Source organism: Glaciimonas sp. CA11.2 (assembly GCF_034314045.1).
Classification (GTDB): domain Bacteria; phylum Pseudomonadota; class Gammaproteobacteria; order Burkholderiales; family Burkholderiaceae_D; genus Glaciimonas.
Map to the genome: position 1 here is coordinate 2,754,265 of NZ_JAVIWL010000001.1, position 15,044 is coordinate 2,769,308.

At 48.8% G+C, this 15,044-nt stretch carries 14 protein-coding genes; 4 read left to right on the forward strand and 10 right to left on the reverse strand.

Annotated elements, in window-relative coordinates; genetic code table 11:
- Window positions 1-16: 16 nt before the first annotated feature.
- Both RGU75_RS11940 and RGU75_RS11945 read left to right on the forward strand, forming a co-directional pair.
- Entirely contained in the window at window positions 17-1,018 is a 1,002-nt protein-coding gene (locus tag RGU75_RS11940; RefSeq protein WP_322236174.1) for a class 1 fructose-bisphosphatase, read from the forward strand.
- Window positions 1,019-1,344: 326 nt separating this feature from the next.
- Entirely contained in the window at window positions 1,345-2,088 is a 744-nt protein-coding gene (locus RGU75_RS11945; protein WP_322236176.1) for a transporter, read from the forward strand.
- A 68-nt stretch (window positions 2,089-2,156) separates the two neighbouring features.
- On the opposite strand, the gene RGU75_RS11950 is transcribed toward RGU75_RS11945, so the two are convergent.
- The 6 genes from RGU75_RS11950 to RGU75_RS11975 form a co-directional block, all read right to left on the reverse strand.
- Window positions 2,157-3,224 carry a GlxA family transcriptional regulator gene (locus RGU75_RS11950; protein ID WP_322236178.1) on the reverse strand — a complete coding sequence of 356 codons (1,068 nt, stop codon included), beginning with the start codon at window positions 3,222-3,224 and terminating at the stop codon, window positions 2,157-2,159.
- A 424-nt stretch (window positions 3,225-3,648) separates the two neighbouring features.
- Window positions 3,649-3,954, reverse strand: a complete 306-nt coding sequence (locus tag RGU75_RS11955) for a transposase (RefSeq protein WP_322236179.1) — start codon at window positions 3,952-3,954, stop codon at window positions 3,649-3,651.
- Window positions 3,955-3,973: 19 nt separating this feature from the next.
- On the reverse strand, window positions 3,974-4,927 hold the full coding sequence (locus tag RGU75_RS11960; RefSeq protein ID WP_322236181.1) for a hypothetical protein: 954 nt from the start codon (window positions 4,925-4,927) through the stop codon (window positions 3,974-3,976).
- A 91-nt stretch (window positions 4,928-5,018) separates the two neighbouring features.
- The gene (locus RGU75_RS11965) at window positions 5,019-5,864 is read right to left on the reverse strand and encodes a hypothetical protein (RefSeq protein ID WP_322236183.1); all 846 of its coding nucleotides are present in this window, start codon (window positions 5,862-5,864) and stop codon (window positions 5,019-5,021) included.
- A 750-nt stretch (window positions 5,865-6,614) separates the two neighbouring features.
- Entirely contained in the window at window positions 6,615-6,866 is a 252-nt protein-coding gene (locus RGU75_RS11970) for a GlsB/YeaQ/YmgE family stress response membrane protein (protein ID WP_322236185.1), read from the reverse strand.
- Window positions 6,867-7,178: 312 nt separating this feature from the next.
- Window positions 7,179-7,379 (reverse strand): hypothetical protein, encoded by a 201-nt coding sequence (locus RGU75_RS11975; RefSeq protein ID WP_322236187.1) that lies wholly within the window; start codon window positions 7,377-7,379, stop codon window positions 7,179-7,181.
- A gap of 48 nt (window positions 7,380-7,427) precedes the next feature.
- Here RGU75_RS11975 and RGU75_RS11980 point away from each other — a divergent pair, with 48 nt between their 5' ends.
- On the forward strand, window positions 7,428-7,571 hold the full coding sequence (locus RGU75_RS11980) for a hypothetical protein (protein WP_322236189.1): 144 nt from the start codon (window positions 7,428-7,430) through the stop codon (window positions 7,569-7,571).
- 52 nt (window positions 7,572-7,623) lie between these two features.
- Here the strand turns inward: RGU75_RS11980 and RGU75_RS11985 are convergent, their stop codons facing one another.
- On the reverse strand, window positions 7,624-9,723 hold the full coding sequence (locus RGU75_RS11985; RefSeq protein ID WP_322236191.1) for a 3-hydroxyacyl-CoA dehydrogenase NAD-binding domain-containing protein: 2,100 nt from the start codon (window positions 9,721-9,723) through the stop codon (window positions 7,624-7,626).
- A gap of 502 nt (window positions 9,724-10,225) precedes the next feature.
- Between RGU75_RS11985 and glpT the strand changes: the two genes are divergently transcribed.
- The gene (gene glpT, locus RGU75_RS11990) at window positions 10,226-11,578 is read left to right on the forward strand and encodes a glycerol-3-phosphate transporter (RefSeq protein ID WP_322236193.1); all 1,353 of its coding nucleotides are present in this window, start codon (window positions 10,226-10,228) and stop codon (window positions 11,576-11,578) included.
- A gap of 119 nt (window positions 11,579-11,697) precedes the next feature.
- Here glpT and RGU75_RS11995 read toward each other — a convergent pair whose 3' ends face one another.
- The 3 genes from RGU75_RS11995 to RGU75_RS12005 form a co-directional block, all read right to left on the reverse strand.
- Window positions 11,698-12,222: a DUF2127 domain-containing protein gene (locus RGU75_RS11995; protein WP_322236195.1), complete on the reverse strand. Its 525-nt coding sequence runs from the start codon at window positions 12,220-12,222 to the stop codon at window positions 11,698-11,700.
- Between the two features lie 168 nt (window positions 12,223-12,390).
- Complete coding sequence (eutC, locus tag RGU75_RS12000) at window positions 12,391-13,239, reverse strand: ethanolamine ammonia-lyase subunit EutC (protein ID WP_322236197.1); 849 nt, start codon at window positions 13,237-13,239, stop codon at window positions 12,391-12,393.
- 81 nt (window positions 13,240-13,320) lie between these two features.
- Window positions 13,321-14,724 (reverse strand): ethanolamine ammonia-lyase subunit EutB, encoded by a 1,404-nt coding sequence (locus tag RGU75_RS12005; RefSeq protein WP_322236199.1) that lies wholly within the window; start codon window positions 14,722-14,724, stop codon window positions 13,321-13,323.
- Between the last annotated feature and the right edge of the window lie 320 nt (window positions 14,725-15,044).

Below are 15,044 nucleotides of genomic sequence, written 5' to 3' on the forward strand. Positions count from 1 at the left end.
TTTAGGAAAAATTCACATGAAACGTGTAAGCCTCACACAACATCTTATCGAACAACAGCGTCTACACAATAGTATTCCTTCCGAATTACGTTTGCTGATCGAGGTCGTCGGGCGCGCCTGTAAAACGATTAGCCATGCCGTCGGTAAGGGTGCGTTGGGCGAAGTACTGGGAAGCGCTGAAAGCGAAAACGTACAGGGCGAAGTGCAAAAGAAACTGGATATCATTTCTAATGAAATTCTGCTTGAGGCGAACGAGTGGGGCGGTCATCTGGCAGCGATGGCATCGGAGGAAATGGAAACTATTCATCCGATTCCCAATCGCTATCCGCAGGGCGAATATCTATTGTTGTTCGATCCACTTGATGGCTCCAGTAATATTGACGTCAATGTCTCGATCGGTACCATCTTTTCAGTCCTCAAAGCGCCGGATGGCATGCAAGCGCCTACCGAGCAAGATTTTTTGCAATCAGGTCGCCAGCAAGTCGCCGCCGGTTATGCGGTCTACGGCCCACAAACGATGCTGGTATTGACTACCGGAAATGGTGTGCATTGCTTTACTCTGGACCGGGAAATGGGCGCATGGGTGCTGACGCAACGTGATATTCAGATACCAACTGAAACCAAGGAATTCGCCATCAATGCATCGAACACCCGGCATTGGTTTCCACCGGTCACGCGTTACGTCAATGAGATGCTGGAAGGCAGCGCCGGACCGTTGAAGAAAGATTTCAACATGCGCTGGGTTGCCTCTATGGTGGCAGACGTACACCGTATTCTTAGCCGTGGTGGCATCTTTATGTATCCAGCCGATTCACGCGATCCTGATATGCCAGGAAAATTGCGCTTGATGTATGAAGCCAATCCAATGGCAATGCTGGTAGAGCAGGCGGGCGGTGTGGCGACGGATGGAAAACAGGCAATCCTGGATATCGTCCCGCACAAACTACATCAACGTGTGCCGGTGTTTTTGGGATCTAAAACGGAAGTAGAGCGCGTTACCCGCTATCACAACGAATAAAGAGTTCAGTAGGAATGGGTTGGGTGAGATGCTACTTGGTGGAAAATTGGTACACATCCATTCCTTCTAATTCTCAATAAACGTTTAACGCTCTATATAGAGTGATACACCTGCATTTGGCCGCAATGGATAACCGTCTTCGAAGCGCACTTTCGAAGACGGTGCGGTGATAATCCGAGTCTACATTGATGGCCTGCATACAGCGTCGCAAGACTCCTAAGTAACAAGTCATATTCTTGAAATTATCCGCAGGTAAAATAGTGGAGTAATAAAAAAATAATCTGACCGCAGCTTTCAAGGCTTGGTGGTGGAATCAGCGAAGGTCAATGATGTTATTTAAAAAAATGCACGCATTAAGTGCACCTGCGCTATTGATGTTTTTGCAATCAGCGTTTGCGGCCCATCCGCTCGTCACTGACGACACCAGCACGCAGGATGTCGGAAACCGACAACTGGAAGTGAATACCGACTGGTACAAAAAACAAGGTGATTTCAGCCATGTTGCTGACGTTACTTTTACCTATGGCGTGCTATCAAATGTTGATCTTATTAGCGATGTTCCCTCGACATTATCGTCACCGCGCGGAGTGAATGATGGCTCGCTTGGGATTAAATGGCGGTTTTATGAGCAAGGTCCGATCAGTTTGGCTATCAAACCCATTTTGGTTCTGCCGACCGGTAATCAAAACAGGAGTTTGGGGACCGGTCGCAGCAGCGGAGCGCTGACCTTGATTGGGACCGTCGATATGTCTCCATGGATGTTTCACGGAAATATCGGGGTTAATGTTAATCGCTATGCGTTAGCATCAGATCGACAAAGCAATCGCGACGCTCTTTGGCGCGCATCTGCTGCGGTGTCTTACAGCCTTACCCCAAAATGCAGTGTAGTTGGAGATATCGGAATTACCCGTAACTCCGATGTCATGAGCACGATCAATCCTGCCTTTATGCTCACGGGGCTGATTTACTCTCCTAATAAAGATGTTGATCTTGATGCTGGTATAAAATTTGGTCTGAATAGCGCGGAAGTCAGCCATCAGCTTGGTGTCGGCTTGACCTGGCGCTTTTGATGTTAGCTGAAAAATAAATTACGCCAGGCAGATAGTCGACGTTTAAAATCTTCCGTGGTACCAACCGTTTAACAATCCGGTAGTCCGGCAATCCGAAGTTGCGGCGCCTTGCTTTCCGACGGGCGAATGCCACGACGATATTCTGTTGGTGATGGCCACATCTGCTTGCGGAAAAGTTTTGCGACATTCGCGCCACTGAACAGTCCACAACGACGGGCAATCTTATCGACTGGTAAATCGGTCTCGGTTAATTGCTGACGTACCGCTTCCAGTCGCAAGTTTGTGAGAAAGTCGTGTGGCGTTTGACCAGTTTCTCGTTTGAACTGGCGAACGAAGTTACGCTCACTCATGTAGACATAGTTGGCGGCATCAATCACTGAAACAGGATCGCTAAGGTGTTCAACGAACCAGAGAGAAGCCTTGTGGATTTTGCTATTAATCATCGATTCGACGGGACGCGCTGGGTTATTGATAGGTGAGGTGTCTCGGCGTCGTTGGCACACTACAAGGTTTTGCGCTACACGTTGCGCAACGGCGGGTCCCAAATCGTTTTCCAATAGACGTAAAGCGAGATCGGTAGCCATGCCAACATCGCATGATGTGAAAATATTATTGTCGTCCACGATCTGGGCTTCCCTATCAATGTTGATTTTAGGAAATTCACGCGCGAGTTTGTCTGCCAGTGCCCAATGTGTGGTGGCGCGGCGATTGTTCAGAAAACCTGCTGCCCCAATGACAAATACGCCGGTGCAGATTGCGGCAAGGCGGCGAACCTGGCTGCGCTTTTTTTGTAGCCATGTAATGAGCACTGGATCGCGATACGCGTCAAAGTTACCCGTGCCGCTGGCAATGAGAAGGGTATCAAAATCCTGATTATCGAATTGTGTAATCGGTGCTGTCAGAATTTGCACTGCGGCAGAGGACGTTACCATGCCGCCAGAAATCGACATAATCGATACCTGATAGCGCGTAGTGCCGGGAAATGCGGTTGAAATGAGTTTGTCTCCGATTCCGAATACATCCGCCGCACCCACTACATCGGCCAGTATTACGCCATCGAAAACCATAATGCCAATATGCTTGACGGCGGAAATATCGTCCGTCGCCCCGACTGTGTTTAAGCCCCCAATATTCATGAAGCTTCCCCCTAACGGCAAGTTTTAGTATTGTTATTTAGTAATTTATTGTTGCCAAATAATCATCTTTAATACTCCTATAATTGCAGACAATTTCCTTGACCTATATCAAAAAAACTTAAAAATGGTCAAATTTAGATGTAAAAAAGACAATATTTATTTCTGCTTTATTGACATCAATTAGTTTCTTTTCAGGAACTTTCATACCAAATTGATGGTTTGTTTGCATGAGGAAAGAGCGTCTTGTTAGTCGTGATAGGGTTAATTACCTACACTTCTTTCCAATGTTTTTGCGTCGCTTCACAACTCATAACCTCGCGTTATGGTTCCTAAGCCCAGTCTACAACGCCAACTTTAACGTTGGTTTTGACCGATTTAGCCTAGACCGAAATAGCGTCGAGATCGCGTTTGAATCAGCATGTTATCAATGACTGAGATGCTTGTTTTCCAATGCATCCTCAAGGCGCGAGTTTTCAAGGGTTAGCTCAGCTACAATTTGTTTCAGCTTAACGTTCTCCTCCTCCAGGCATTTCAATCGCTGGGGGTAATCCTGTAAGCCACCGTATTGCTTTTTCCAGCTCTGAAAAGTACGCTCGGTTATCCCGGCTTGTCGAATTACGTCAGCTACCGGCATACCGAGCTCCTCCTGCTTAAGAGCCTCAGCAATCCGATCGCGGGAAAGTGGCGTGCGCTTCATTGCATGTCCTTCGCCTTCTATTGATTCACTCATAGCTATGGTTAGACTATGACTATTTGGTAGTAGTTTCATCTTGTAGTGGTTCCAGGCCGAGGCGACGGCGTACGAATGGATCGCGATATTCGGTATTATCGGGATCACTGACGCTACTAGCGGTTACTGTACTAGGAACAGCAGCTGGGGCAGCCACGGGAGCAGGTGTCGGTGCAGCAGGAGCCGCTACATCGTTACGAGATATCTGTGCTAGTGCTGGTGCTGTATTTGCTGCCGCGACTGCTGGTCTTGCCATACCTGGACAATCATGACCGGTTGCCTCTACAGCTTTTCGATTGGCATCGCTTTGGCATAAGAGTGCTAGCGCCACATCGTTGAGACCCATTGCACGGAATTCCCTTGAGTCAAGGCGACGTACGCAGGCTTGATCCACCATGGTCGAGGCGGCGGTAGCGCCGAATCCAGTCAGTGATAAGCCAAATGATACTGAGCCCATGCAAGTATCGGACAGCGTTGTGGTCAGTGATGGTGCGGTAATTGAAGGTGCGCTTTTCACTGTATAAGTACCGCCATATTCGACTTTTGCGGTCGTAGTGTTTGGATCAGTCGCTGCTGTTGTGGCAGCTGTGGTCCCCGTCGTACCGGTTGTACCTGATCCTGTACCAGAGGTTCCGCTGCCTGACCCAGTGCCGGAGCCCGACCCAGAGCTGGAGTCACTGGAGGATCTGCTTGGCAAGGTCACCGAAACGCTCACGGTCGACGTATTACCGTTGGCTGTAGTACCTGAAACGGTATTTGATGCCGCTCCGCCGGTAGCGCTGCCGCCGGTAGCTGCTCCGCCAGTGGCAGAACCACCATTGGCTGATCCACCTGCTCCACCTGCTCCACCACTCGCGGTTGATGTTGATGTCGATGCGGAGGTAGGCGACACTGGAGTCGAACTGTTCGCTTCCGCGACTACTGGTACTGTGAATATTGAGGCTACCAGAATACCTAGAAGTTTGTGTTTCATGGCTTCTCCGTTATTTTTCTGTATGTTCCAGGAGAGAGGGAAAGTACTCTTTCCCTCTTCCCCTTCCCTTTACGCGAAAAACTTTATAAAGTTAGAGGTTACCCGAGGCTGCAGCTGCAGTTGCGCCGCCACCGTTACCGCCGTCACCGCCGATTGCTGGACCGCTCTTTGCGCTTCCCCCAATTGTTAAGGAGTATGCAGAACCAGCGGTATTGCTGTTACCGTTCACCGAGCTATCTGCGATACCAGTTTTGGAGCTAGCACCACCACCAACTGCCAAAGAATTACCGTTTGCGGTTTGTGACGAACCCTTAGTGAGGGTGCCAGCGCTGCCGCCTGTGGCCCCACCACCGGTAGCGCCAGAGCCACCACCGTTGCCGCCAGTAGTGTTGCCAGTTGCAGATGCATTTGCTGTAGATGAAGTAGAACCACCGCTGCTAGGCATTTTTTTCCAGCCGCTTGAGCTTCCAGCGCCAGCAGCGCCAGTCGCTGCAGAATCTGCACTGGCAGAGTTGCCTTTTGCATTGCCGGCAGGACCACCAATCGACGAAGCAGGGCCGCCAGTAGCAGCACCTGCGGTAGCAGGAGCGCCGCTAGTATTGCCGGCTGTGGTATTGCCACCTTGTGAGCTGGCTCCGCCGCCGCCAGTGCTATTGTTGCCGCTGTTAGCGTTGCCGCTCATGTTGGTTTGGGTTGCATCGCCTGCAGTCACAGCACCGCCGGATGTCGGGCCGCTTGTTACGGAGCCACTAGTGGCGCCGCCACCAGCTCCGCCAGCGCCTGCAGTTGCACTGGCGCTGGAAGAGTTTTTGACAGTTAACGTTGTCGTTGTTGTCGTTGTTTTTGATCCTGATGATGGAGCCGAATGATGTGCGTTAGCATATCCCCCAACTAAGAAAAGGGAAGCGATGGATGCGGCAATAATTTGCTTTTTCATTTTTATTTCTCCTGAGTGTAGGGCGTTAATTGCAAGGGGTCTCGTCTATATACGCCCAAAATTAACAGACAAGATTTCGTTATAAATCAAAGCTGCCACGAGGCTTTTCAGGCGGTCGGTGTTGTGAGAAAAAATCATAATCCCGACATTTTTGACAGAAAAATTGCTGCACAAAACTGCCTGTTTTTTCAAAAACATCGCTTCTCCTGCACTAACCAATCACAGCCAAAAATATTGACTGGTCCCATCCATTCATATGTTGGCAAGAGATATGTGCGTCGCGATGTATTGATCATAGGACCGTCGACAAAAGTGTTTACGACAAAACTTTGTCGAGTTAGGACAGCATAGATGGCTGATTTGGACGCCTTTCCATGGAGCACCAGAAGGTGGTGTGATGCGATTTACGTCACCTTGCTGAGGCGTATATACCGATTTTTGAAGATGGGAATAATAGATATTCGCGCGTCGAAGGGCGTCACTATGCTTGTCAAAAAGAGCCAAAACGATTATTTAATTGAGGGCGATATGTGCCAATTCAGACGTGTCAAATATGTCGACATGAAAAATATCGTGGGCTCTAGTGTGATGAGCGGATAAGTCGCAAAAAATAAAAAAACGACTCGGACATTTAAGCGTCGGAGTCGTTATATTTGCCTTACCTTGTAGCGAATTGAGAAATTTCAATAACCTTCTGAGGTTATTGAAAGACAGTGCATGCTGCTATAAGTTATAGGCCAGCATGAATTGCTATGCGCGTTTCACCAGTCGTACGATGACGAGCAGTACAATCGCACCAATCGTTGCTGTGACTATCGAAGCGATCATGCCACCACTGACGCCGATGCCGATCAGACCGGCCAGCCAGCCGCCGATGAATGCCCCCACAATACCAACAAGAATGTCGACCAAAATACCAAAGCCGCCGCCCTTAACCAAGACACCAGCGAGCCAACCGGCGATAGCACCGATGATGAGCCAAGCGAGAATTCCATGTTCCATGGTATTTCCTTTCGTAGTTTAGCAGTGGGTGAAAAAGTCTAGCGTCATTGAACGTGAGCCGCAACTATATTATTTTTTTACGGCTAAATTTTAAAAAATGAGAGAGTAATTTGAAGTGGATGCGCTGGCTCTTCTCTCTCCATTCTTTTCTAATAAATTATTATTGCGCTGATCAGCAATGCGTAAAGTATATAGTCGCCTATAAATACTATAGTTATAGTTTCTTGTTTTTACAAATGTTCACAAATTTCATTGCAAACTGGGTTCTGAGCTGCGACTTGCATCAGATAGTTTGCAGTAATACTAAAAAAATTATAGGCGATTGTCTATAAGCTGTTGTCCCCGTCTGACGCCTTCCTGGCCCACTTCTTCAAGAGATCCTATGAAGGTATTCTCATCTTTCCATTCGATACCGTTTTCCAGATTTACCTTAATTAACCACCCGGCCGAATTGAGGTGGGTAAAAACGTAAATTTTTTGGCCTTTGTATTCTCGAATAATTGTCACGTCCATGATTTTGACTATCCACCATTGGTTATGGTGAGCATGATAGAGATAACCATGTTGCCTGAATGTCGGGCGTTGTCACTTCTTTATGTAGGAGTAGAGGAAGTCGCCGCATTAATCATCGCGATGACGCCTGGCGTCGCCCCGAACGCAATGACAGTGATGGCCATAATGACAGGCGGCGTCCTGCGCCGTTAACATTACCCACTATATTTTTTTTGTGTCGAGGTGTGTAAGACGGTCATAGCGTCTAGTTAAAAGTTTTCTTTTGTGCCGCTAAGCGTGCGAGTAAGGGAGCGGTTTTCCATGCTTCTCCGTGCAAACCTTGCGCGTATTTTTCGATTGCCGCGACAACACTTTTTAAGCCAACTGTATCAGCATAAAACAAAGGGCCACCGCGGAATAAAGGAAATCCATAACCGGTCAGATACACCATATCGATGTCAGAGGCACGTTGTGCGATTCCTTCTTCCAGTAAAAGCGCCGCCTCGTTTATCAGTGAGTATATCAATCGTTCTACGATTTCCTGATCGCTTATTTGCCGACGTGCGACACCACTAGCTTTGGAGTTTTTTGTGATCAGGTTATCGACCAATGCGGATGGATAGGCTTTGCGGTCGCCCGCTTTATAGTCGTACCATCCAGCCCCGGTTTTTTGACCGAAACGTCCCAGTTCACACAGTAGGTCGGCGGTTTTTGAGTACGTCATTTCAGGTGTATCGATCGCGCGTCGTTTTCGGATAGCCCAGCCGATGTCGTTGCCAGCCAGATCGCTCATCCGGAACGGCCCCATTGCGCAGCCAAACCGTTCGATTGCTTTATCAACCTGCTCCGGAAAACAACCTTCATCTAGCAAAAATCCAGCCTGACGGACATATTGTTCCACCATGCGGTTGCCGATAAATCCATCGCAGACACCCGCAACAACGCCAGTTTTGCGAATTTTTTTAGTCAGTGCCAAGGTGGTTACCAAAACGTCGTCGGCGGTCTTTTCACCGCGAACAATTTCCAGCAGTTGCATGACGTTTGCAGGACTGAAAAAATGCATGCCGATGACATCCTGGGGACGTTTGGTGGACGCTGCAATTTCATTCAGATTCAGCGTCGACGTGTTGGAGGCTAAAATTGCACCGGGCTTCATGATGTTATCGAGGGTCTTAAAGACCGTTTTTTTGACTTCCATGTCTTCAAATACGGCCTCGATCACAATGTCGGCATCGCTGATCGCTGCATAGTCCAGCGTGCCAGTGATCAGAGCGATCCGTTGGTCAACTTTGTCTTGCGTTAGTTTGCCTTTTTTGAGCGTGTTCTCATAATTTTTTCGAATGATCGCCATACCCTTTTTCAAAGCATCAGGGTCAGTTTCCAGTATCATGACCGGGATGCCAACATTGGCAAAATTCATGGCGATACCGCCGCCCATCGTACCAGCGCCGATGACCGCCGCGCAGGTAATTGGTCGACGTGGTGTGTCCGCAGAAAGCCCCACAATTTTACTGGCTGCACGTTCGCCAAAAAATGCATGGCGCATCGCTTTGGAGGTGGTTGTTTGTAGCAGCGCAAGAAACAAGTCACGTTCATATTGCAGGCCATCGTCGAATGGTTTGGTGATTGCAGCCTCAATCGCGTCAATACATTTTAATGGAGCGGGAAATTGCTCTGACGTCCCACCGACGATCGCGCGTGCGGTCTGCAAAAAAGCCTGGTAGTCAGGATAATCAGAATGAGAAACTGTAAGATCCCGGACTTTAGGTAGTGGTCGCAGATTGGCTATCTTGTCGGCGAAAGCGAGTACGGCTGGCATCCATTCGCCATTTGCTTCCGGCATGATCAATGCATCGAAAAGGGCCGTCGTCGCCAATTTTTCCGCAGCTATCGGATTGCCGGAGACGATCATGTCCACGGCAAGTTTCAGTCCTACCGCACGCGGTAAACGTTGCGTGCCACCTGCGCCCGGCAACAGACCCAATTTGACTTCCGGTAAACCTATTTTTGCTGTTGGCGTTGAGATCCGATAGTGACATGCGAGCGATAATTCCAGGCCGCCACCCATGCAGACAGAATGGATCGCCGCTACTACAGGTTTGGTAGCGTTTTCGACAATGCTGATCAAGGTATGTAATGACGGTTCAGCTAATGCTTTTGGCGAGTTGAATTCTTTTATATCGGCGCCGCCAGAAAAGGCCTGACCTGCACCGGTAATAACAATCGCCCTGACCGCGTCATCGCTGAGCGCCTTTTGTATGCCATCAACCATCGCCGTGCGGGTTATCAAACCCATGCCGTTCACGGGTGGATTGTTAATAGTGATAAGGGCGATGTTTCCCTGGCGTTGGTATTCAGCAGTCATGTCTCTTCCTTTATTGGGCGTCTGTCAGTTTGTATCGATGTAAATAAGCTAAATAATTAAAACAGCAATCGGGTGGTCGAAAGCTTGACGACTGCAGTATGCTTTTTTGTTGTTTGCACTTTTATGGTTAAACAGCCTATGTTCCCCCGCTTTACTCTCCGTCGCTCCCTCTGTTTCGCCTATCACGTATATGTTATTACATCGCTATCAACACGTCGCCATTGTTCGTAGAGAGGTAATTCTACATGCGCGTTAATGATAGCTTTATTACTTAAATGTTCGTAATCGAACATTTATAGCCGAGTAACTGCGGATAGAGTGTTATATTCCTATTGGGAAATTGTTCTCATGTGAACATTTTTCCATCATTGTGCAAATATCGATTTGAAACGTGTGGCGCGCTAGCGACCAACGGAATCCTTGCCGCATGAAATGGCATTGCGTCATGTAATTGAAGTCAACTATTTGCATAAATGCCAACCGTATCGGAGACAACAAAATAATGTTCAATATTTTTCGCCCAGCGTTACATCAAGCCTTATTATCCAAAGAAAAAATTGACCCCACTTATCGCCGCTTACGCTGGCAGATTTTTTTGGGTATTTTTTTTGGTTACGCTGGTTACTATCTGGTGCGTAAGAATTTTTCATTGGCAATGCCAGCCTTGATAGAGCAAGGATTTACCAGAGGGCAGCTAGGATTCGCCATGTCGGGTGTAGCCATTGCCTACGGTTTATCAAAATTTCTCATGGGAATGGTCTCTGATCGTTCGAATCCACGTTTCTTTTTACCTTTCGGTTTACTCGTCTCGGCCGCAGTCATGTTCGTGATGGGGTTCAGTCATTGGGCAACATCTAGCGTCACAATCATGTTCTCGCTGCTGTTCATCAACGGTTGGGTTCAGGGTATGGGATGGCCGCCGTCCGGGCGCACGATGGTGCATTGGTGGTCTCAGAAAGAGCGCGGTAGTGTCGTCTCGGTCTGGAACATTGCGCACAATGTTAGTGGAGGAATGATCGGGCCGCTCTTTATTCTCGGCATGGGTTGGTTCAATGATTGGCGTTCAGCCTTTTATGTACCCGCAGCGGTAGCGGTAGCGATTGCCATCTTCGCGTTTGTTATGATGCGTGACACACCACAATCTTGTGGACTGCCGCCGGTAGAAGAGTATAAAAACGATTATCCGGAAGGCTACGACAAATCCCACGAAGAAGAACTGACCACTAAGGAAATTCTGTTTCGCTACGTACTAAATAACAAATTATTGTGGTACATCGCTTTTGCCAACGTATTTGTTTATTTGCTGCGGTATGGCGTGTTGGATTGGGCGCCGACTTATCTACGCGAAGTCAAACACTTCAGCATCGATAAATCATCCTGGGCCTATTTTATGTACGAATGGGCGGGTATTCCTGGGACATTATTGTGCGGCTGGATGTCAGACAAAATCTTTAAAGGCAACCGTGCCTTGACTGGAATTGTCTTCATGATTCTGGTCACCATCGCGACATTGGTGTATTGGCTCAATCCGGCTGGCAATCCCGGCATAGATATCGCTGCGTTGTGCGCTATCGGCTTTTTGATTTATGGGCCCGTCATGTTAATCGGTTTGTACGCGCTGGAACTGGCACCGAAAAAAGCTGCAGGAACCGCCGCTGGTTTCACCGGTCTGTTTGGTTATCTTGGCGGTTCAGTCGCAGCCAGTGCGCTTTTAGGTTCCACCGTGGATCATTGGGGCTGGGATGGCGGATTCATCCTGTTAGTAGGATCTTGCATATTGTCGGTGCTATTTTTCGTCATGGCGTGGTATGGCTCGCGACCGCAACATCCTGACTTGAAAGATATTTCAACTTAAATGCTGGATAAATGGTCGGCTGTACAGATGGATGAGGTTACTCAGTGAAGTAACTCAGAAGTAACACCATGAAGTAATTCTGCGATGAAGGAGCGCACGCGCTGAAGCCATTAAAAGCTTTAGCGCGTGTTGCGTTCCGCAGTGCGTTTTAGCCATATTTGCAACACCAGATAAGCCACCACAAAAACGTTTCCGGCCAGCACCGCAGCATTCGTCAAGGATGGATGCAAAACAAGATGGCGAATTTCGATAGGAATATAGATTCCACCCGATATCGCACCCAACCAGGTCGCCCAGGCGCGATTATTCCAAAGGCCATAACATTCTGTGAAACGCAGCGATATATAGGCCAATCCGATCAACGCGACGTTGCGGCGATTTTCGTCATTCAAGACGTCGGCGTAATGCAGAAAAATAGACGGATAATGCGCAGTTGGGTCCATGCCAAAATGACCGATCAACTCGATCGCCAGATGGCGAATATCATGGTGCAGCAGGTCCAGCAAGCCTAGCGTAGCGGCTAAAGCGGCCAACCCCTTAATACCCTCAAACGTAGCAATCGCTTTTAACGCCGCCCGAGATTTTTCTGATGCTGGTGGCGACTGGTTTGTGATGATGTCTTTTGTGTCATTGGATGATTGCATAAGACGATTATGCACGAAGCTGGACTTTATTATTCGGCAATAAATTCTAATGTTATCTGCCATCCAGTTATTCGCTTGCTTGGTAGTTTTACCATCTCACGCTCTAATACCTTCGCCTCTTTATCGATATAAATACGTCAATATGATTGGCTTACAATTGATTTTCCGTCACTCTTTTTCTATTAGAAAATTACGTGATGCCGGTTTGAGAGTGGGATCGTTGATAGTGCCATCTTTCAGCGATATCCCGGTTAACTGCCGACTGAATGCTTCGGATAGCAAATAATGTAGTTTACCTGCTGCGTCTGGATAGCTTAATCCGGCAGGGCGGATATTTGATATGCAGTTTCTACTTTCATCGGTCAAGCCCACATGCGGTTGCCATGTCAGATAAATGCCCATGCTGTCTGGCGAGCTTAGACCGGGGCGTTCGCCGATCAACACTACGACCATCTTTGCGCCTAGCAATTCACCAATCTCATCGCCAATAGCCACACGTCCCTGACGTACGATTGTAAAGGGTGCAGTTGACCAGTTTTCGGCTTTTAGCAACGGCATGAGCGTAGCAAGAAAAGTTGCTGCATTTTGTTCAATCGCCAATGCAGAAAGGCCATCGGCAATTACGAATGCCAGATCAACGTGCCGCTGGCTAGTGTGAGTTTTTATGGTGGTTGAATCTTTAAGCGGCGCTGATAACGCCTCCAGAATCTGATGCGAAGAAGGGGACAGTTTTCGACCAAAATCTGGTCGCTGCAAATAGCTATCCCGGGTTTCAGCGACGCTTGATAAGGTAATGCATGCATTCTGTTGACTAACGCCGCAGTCAGTTAGCGCTTGCGCCACTTTTTCGGTATCCAGCATCTGATGCACGGCGTCACGCGCCCTTGCATGGGCTAGCTGAAAGTCCAATTGAACGGCAGTTGGCAGACTTATTCCGGCACGGCCGAGCGCGATCCTTGCGCTCGTAAATTGGCGCAGGAGTTGCCATGGATTGGTAATAACCGTTGGTTTAGTCATACTTAATTAACCCGTTTCTGTCCTTCGTTTCTGTCCTTATTATCTCGCAGCTTGCGGGAGTGCGGTTGTCCAAGTGCGCTATCACGGCAGACGCAACAAGGCGTGTTTAAACGCCGGTGGTAGTTCCTCTTTAAGCATTAACGTGCCATCGCCGGAAAATATTTGCATGTCTTGCAGCCACTTTTCAAATTCGGGCGCTGGCTTTAGCCCCAATACGCGTCGGGCGTAAAGTGCGTCGTGGAATGAAGTCGATTGATAGTGCAGCATAATATCGTCCGATCCGGGCACACCCATGATGAAATTGCAACCGGCTGTGCCCAGCAATGTCAGCAAAACGTCCATGTCATTTTGATCCGCTTCGGCGTGGTTGGTGTAGCAGACATCGCAACCCATCGGCAATCCTAACAACTTCGCGCAAAAGTGATCTTCCAGACCGGCGCGGATTATTTGCTTCCCATCATATAAATATTCAGGACCAATAAAGCCAACTACTGAGTTCACCAGAAGCGGTTTAAATTTTCTGGCAACCGCGTAGGCACGCGCTTCGCAGGTTTGCTGATCGATCCCATGATGGGCGTTAGCCGACAGGGCGCTACCTTGCCCGGTTTCAAAATACATGACGTTGTTGCCGATGGTGCCGCGTCCCAAAGAAAGCGCTGCTTGCTGCGCCTCATCCAACAAATTCAACTTGATCCCAAAACTTTGGTTGGCTGCCTCGGTGCCAGCAATCGACTGAAATACCAAATCCACGGGAGCGCCGCGGTTGATCGCTTCTATCGTGTTGGTGACATGCGTCAGCACGCAGGATTGAGTAGGAATGCGGTATTGTTGAATGATCTGATCCAGCATCGATACCAGTTTGATGACTTGCCCGACGTTATCGGTGGCCGGATTGATACCAATCACCGCATCGCCGCTGCCATACATCAAGCCGTCTAGAATGCTAGCGGCAATTCCTGTGGCGTCATCGGTCGGATGGTTCGGTTGCAGGCGGGTCGATAGACGGTTAGCTAGTCCAATGGTATTGCGGAAGCGGGTGACGACGCGACATTTTTTGGCAACCAGAATCAAATCCTGGACGCGCATGATTTTTGAGACCGCTGCCGCCATCTCCGGCGTGATGCCGGGCGCGATCGCAGTGAGTAATAACTCTGTGGCAGCGTCGCTCAGAAGCCAGTTGCGGAAGTCGCCAATCGTTAAGTGTCGGATGGCGGCGAAGGCATTGGCATCGTGGTCATCGATAATCAATCGGCTGACCTCGTCGCTTTCGTAGGGGACCAGTAAATCGTTAAGGAATGTGGTTAGTGGCAGCGCCGCCAGAGTCATCTGTGCAGCGACACGCTCTTCGGCACTGGCGGCAGCGATACCCGCCAGATGGTCGCCCGAGCGTGTGGGAGTGGCTTTTGCCATCAGGTCTTTCAGGTCGCGAAATTGGTAGGTTTTAGTCCCTACCACGTGACTGAACCGGACAATCGGACGGTGCATAGGCGGCCTGTTTTACGTTTGAAAAAACGTGCGGTCCAAAGCGGAGCCGAACGACGTATTTACAGAGATTAGCAGAGATAAGCCGATATTAGCTGATATAAACTAAAAGTTGGCCGAGGATGCCAACGGCAATAGAAGCGCGTTGAACGTCGCGCGTCGTTTCTTTGGCGTCGATGTGGCTTTTTTAGTATCATCGGGGCGGTGATTCACGCGTGATGAATGAACCACAATTAACAAACCATGAAATACGGCGACTAATACTGAATCGCAGGAATTTAACGACCCGGCTTGGTAGCTGCTGATCGGATTTTAGCTATCGT

Bases quoted from the DNA above. Each gene is read 5' to 3' on its own strand.
- RGU75_RS11940 (WP_322236174.1), top strand. From the start codon at position 17: ATGAAACGTGTAAGCCTCACACAACATCTTATCGAACAACAGCGTCTA.
- RGU75_RS11945 (WP_322236176.1), top strand. From the start codon at position 1,345: ATGATGTTATTTAAAAAAATGCACGCATTAAGTGCACCTGCGCTATTG.
- RGU75_RS11950 (WP_322236178.1), bottom strand. From the start codon at position 3,224: ATGAATATTGGGGGCTTAAACACAGTCGGGGCGACGGACGATATTTCC.
- RGU75_RS11955 (WP_322236179.1), bottom strand. From the start codon at position 3,954: ATGAGTGAATCAATAGAAGGCGAAGGACATGCAATGAAGCGCACGCCA.
- RGU75_RS11960 (WP_322236181.1), bottom strand. From the start codon at position 4,927: ATGAAACACAAACTTCTAGGTATTCTGGTAGCCTCAATATTCACAGTA.
- RGU75_RS11965 (WP_322236183.1), bottom strand. From the start codon at position 5,864: ATGAAAAAGCAAATTATTGCCGCATCCATCGCTTCCCTTTTCTTAGTT.
- RGU75_RS11970 (WP_322236185.1), bottom strand. From the start codon at position 6,866: ATGGAACATGGAATTCTCGCTTGGCTCATCATCGGTGCTATCGCCGGT.
- RGU75_RS11975 (WP_322236187.1), bottom strand. From the start codon at position 7,379: ATGGACGTGACAATTATTCGAGAATACAAAGGCCAAAAAATTTACGTT.
- RGU75_RS11980 (WP_322236189.1), top strand. From the start codon at position 7,428: ATGTTGCCTGAATGTCGGGCGTTGTCACTTCTTTATGTAGGAGTAGAG.
- RGU75_RS11985 (WP_322236191.1), bottom strand. From the start codon at position 9,723: ATGACTGCTGAATACCAACGCCAGGGAAACATCGCCCTTATCACTATT.
- glpT (WP_322236193.1), top strand. From the start codon at position 10,226: ATGTTCAATATTTTTCGCCCAGCGTTACATCAAGCCTTATTATCCAAA.
- RGU75_RS11995 (WP_322236195.1), bottom strand. From the start codon at position 12,222: ATGCAATCATCCAATGACACAAAAGACATCATCACAAACCAGTCGCCA.
- eutC (WP_322236197.1), bottom strand. From the start codon at position 13,239: ATGACTAAACCAACGGTTATTACCAATCCATGGCAACTCCTGCGCCAA.
- RGU75_RS12005 (WP_322236199.1), bottom strand. From the start codon at position 14,724: ATGCACCGTCCGATTGTCCGGTTCAGTCACGTGGTAGGGACTAAAACC.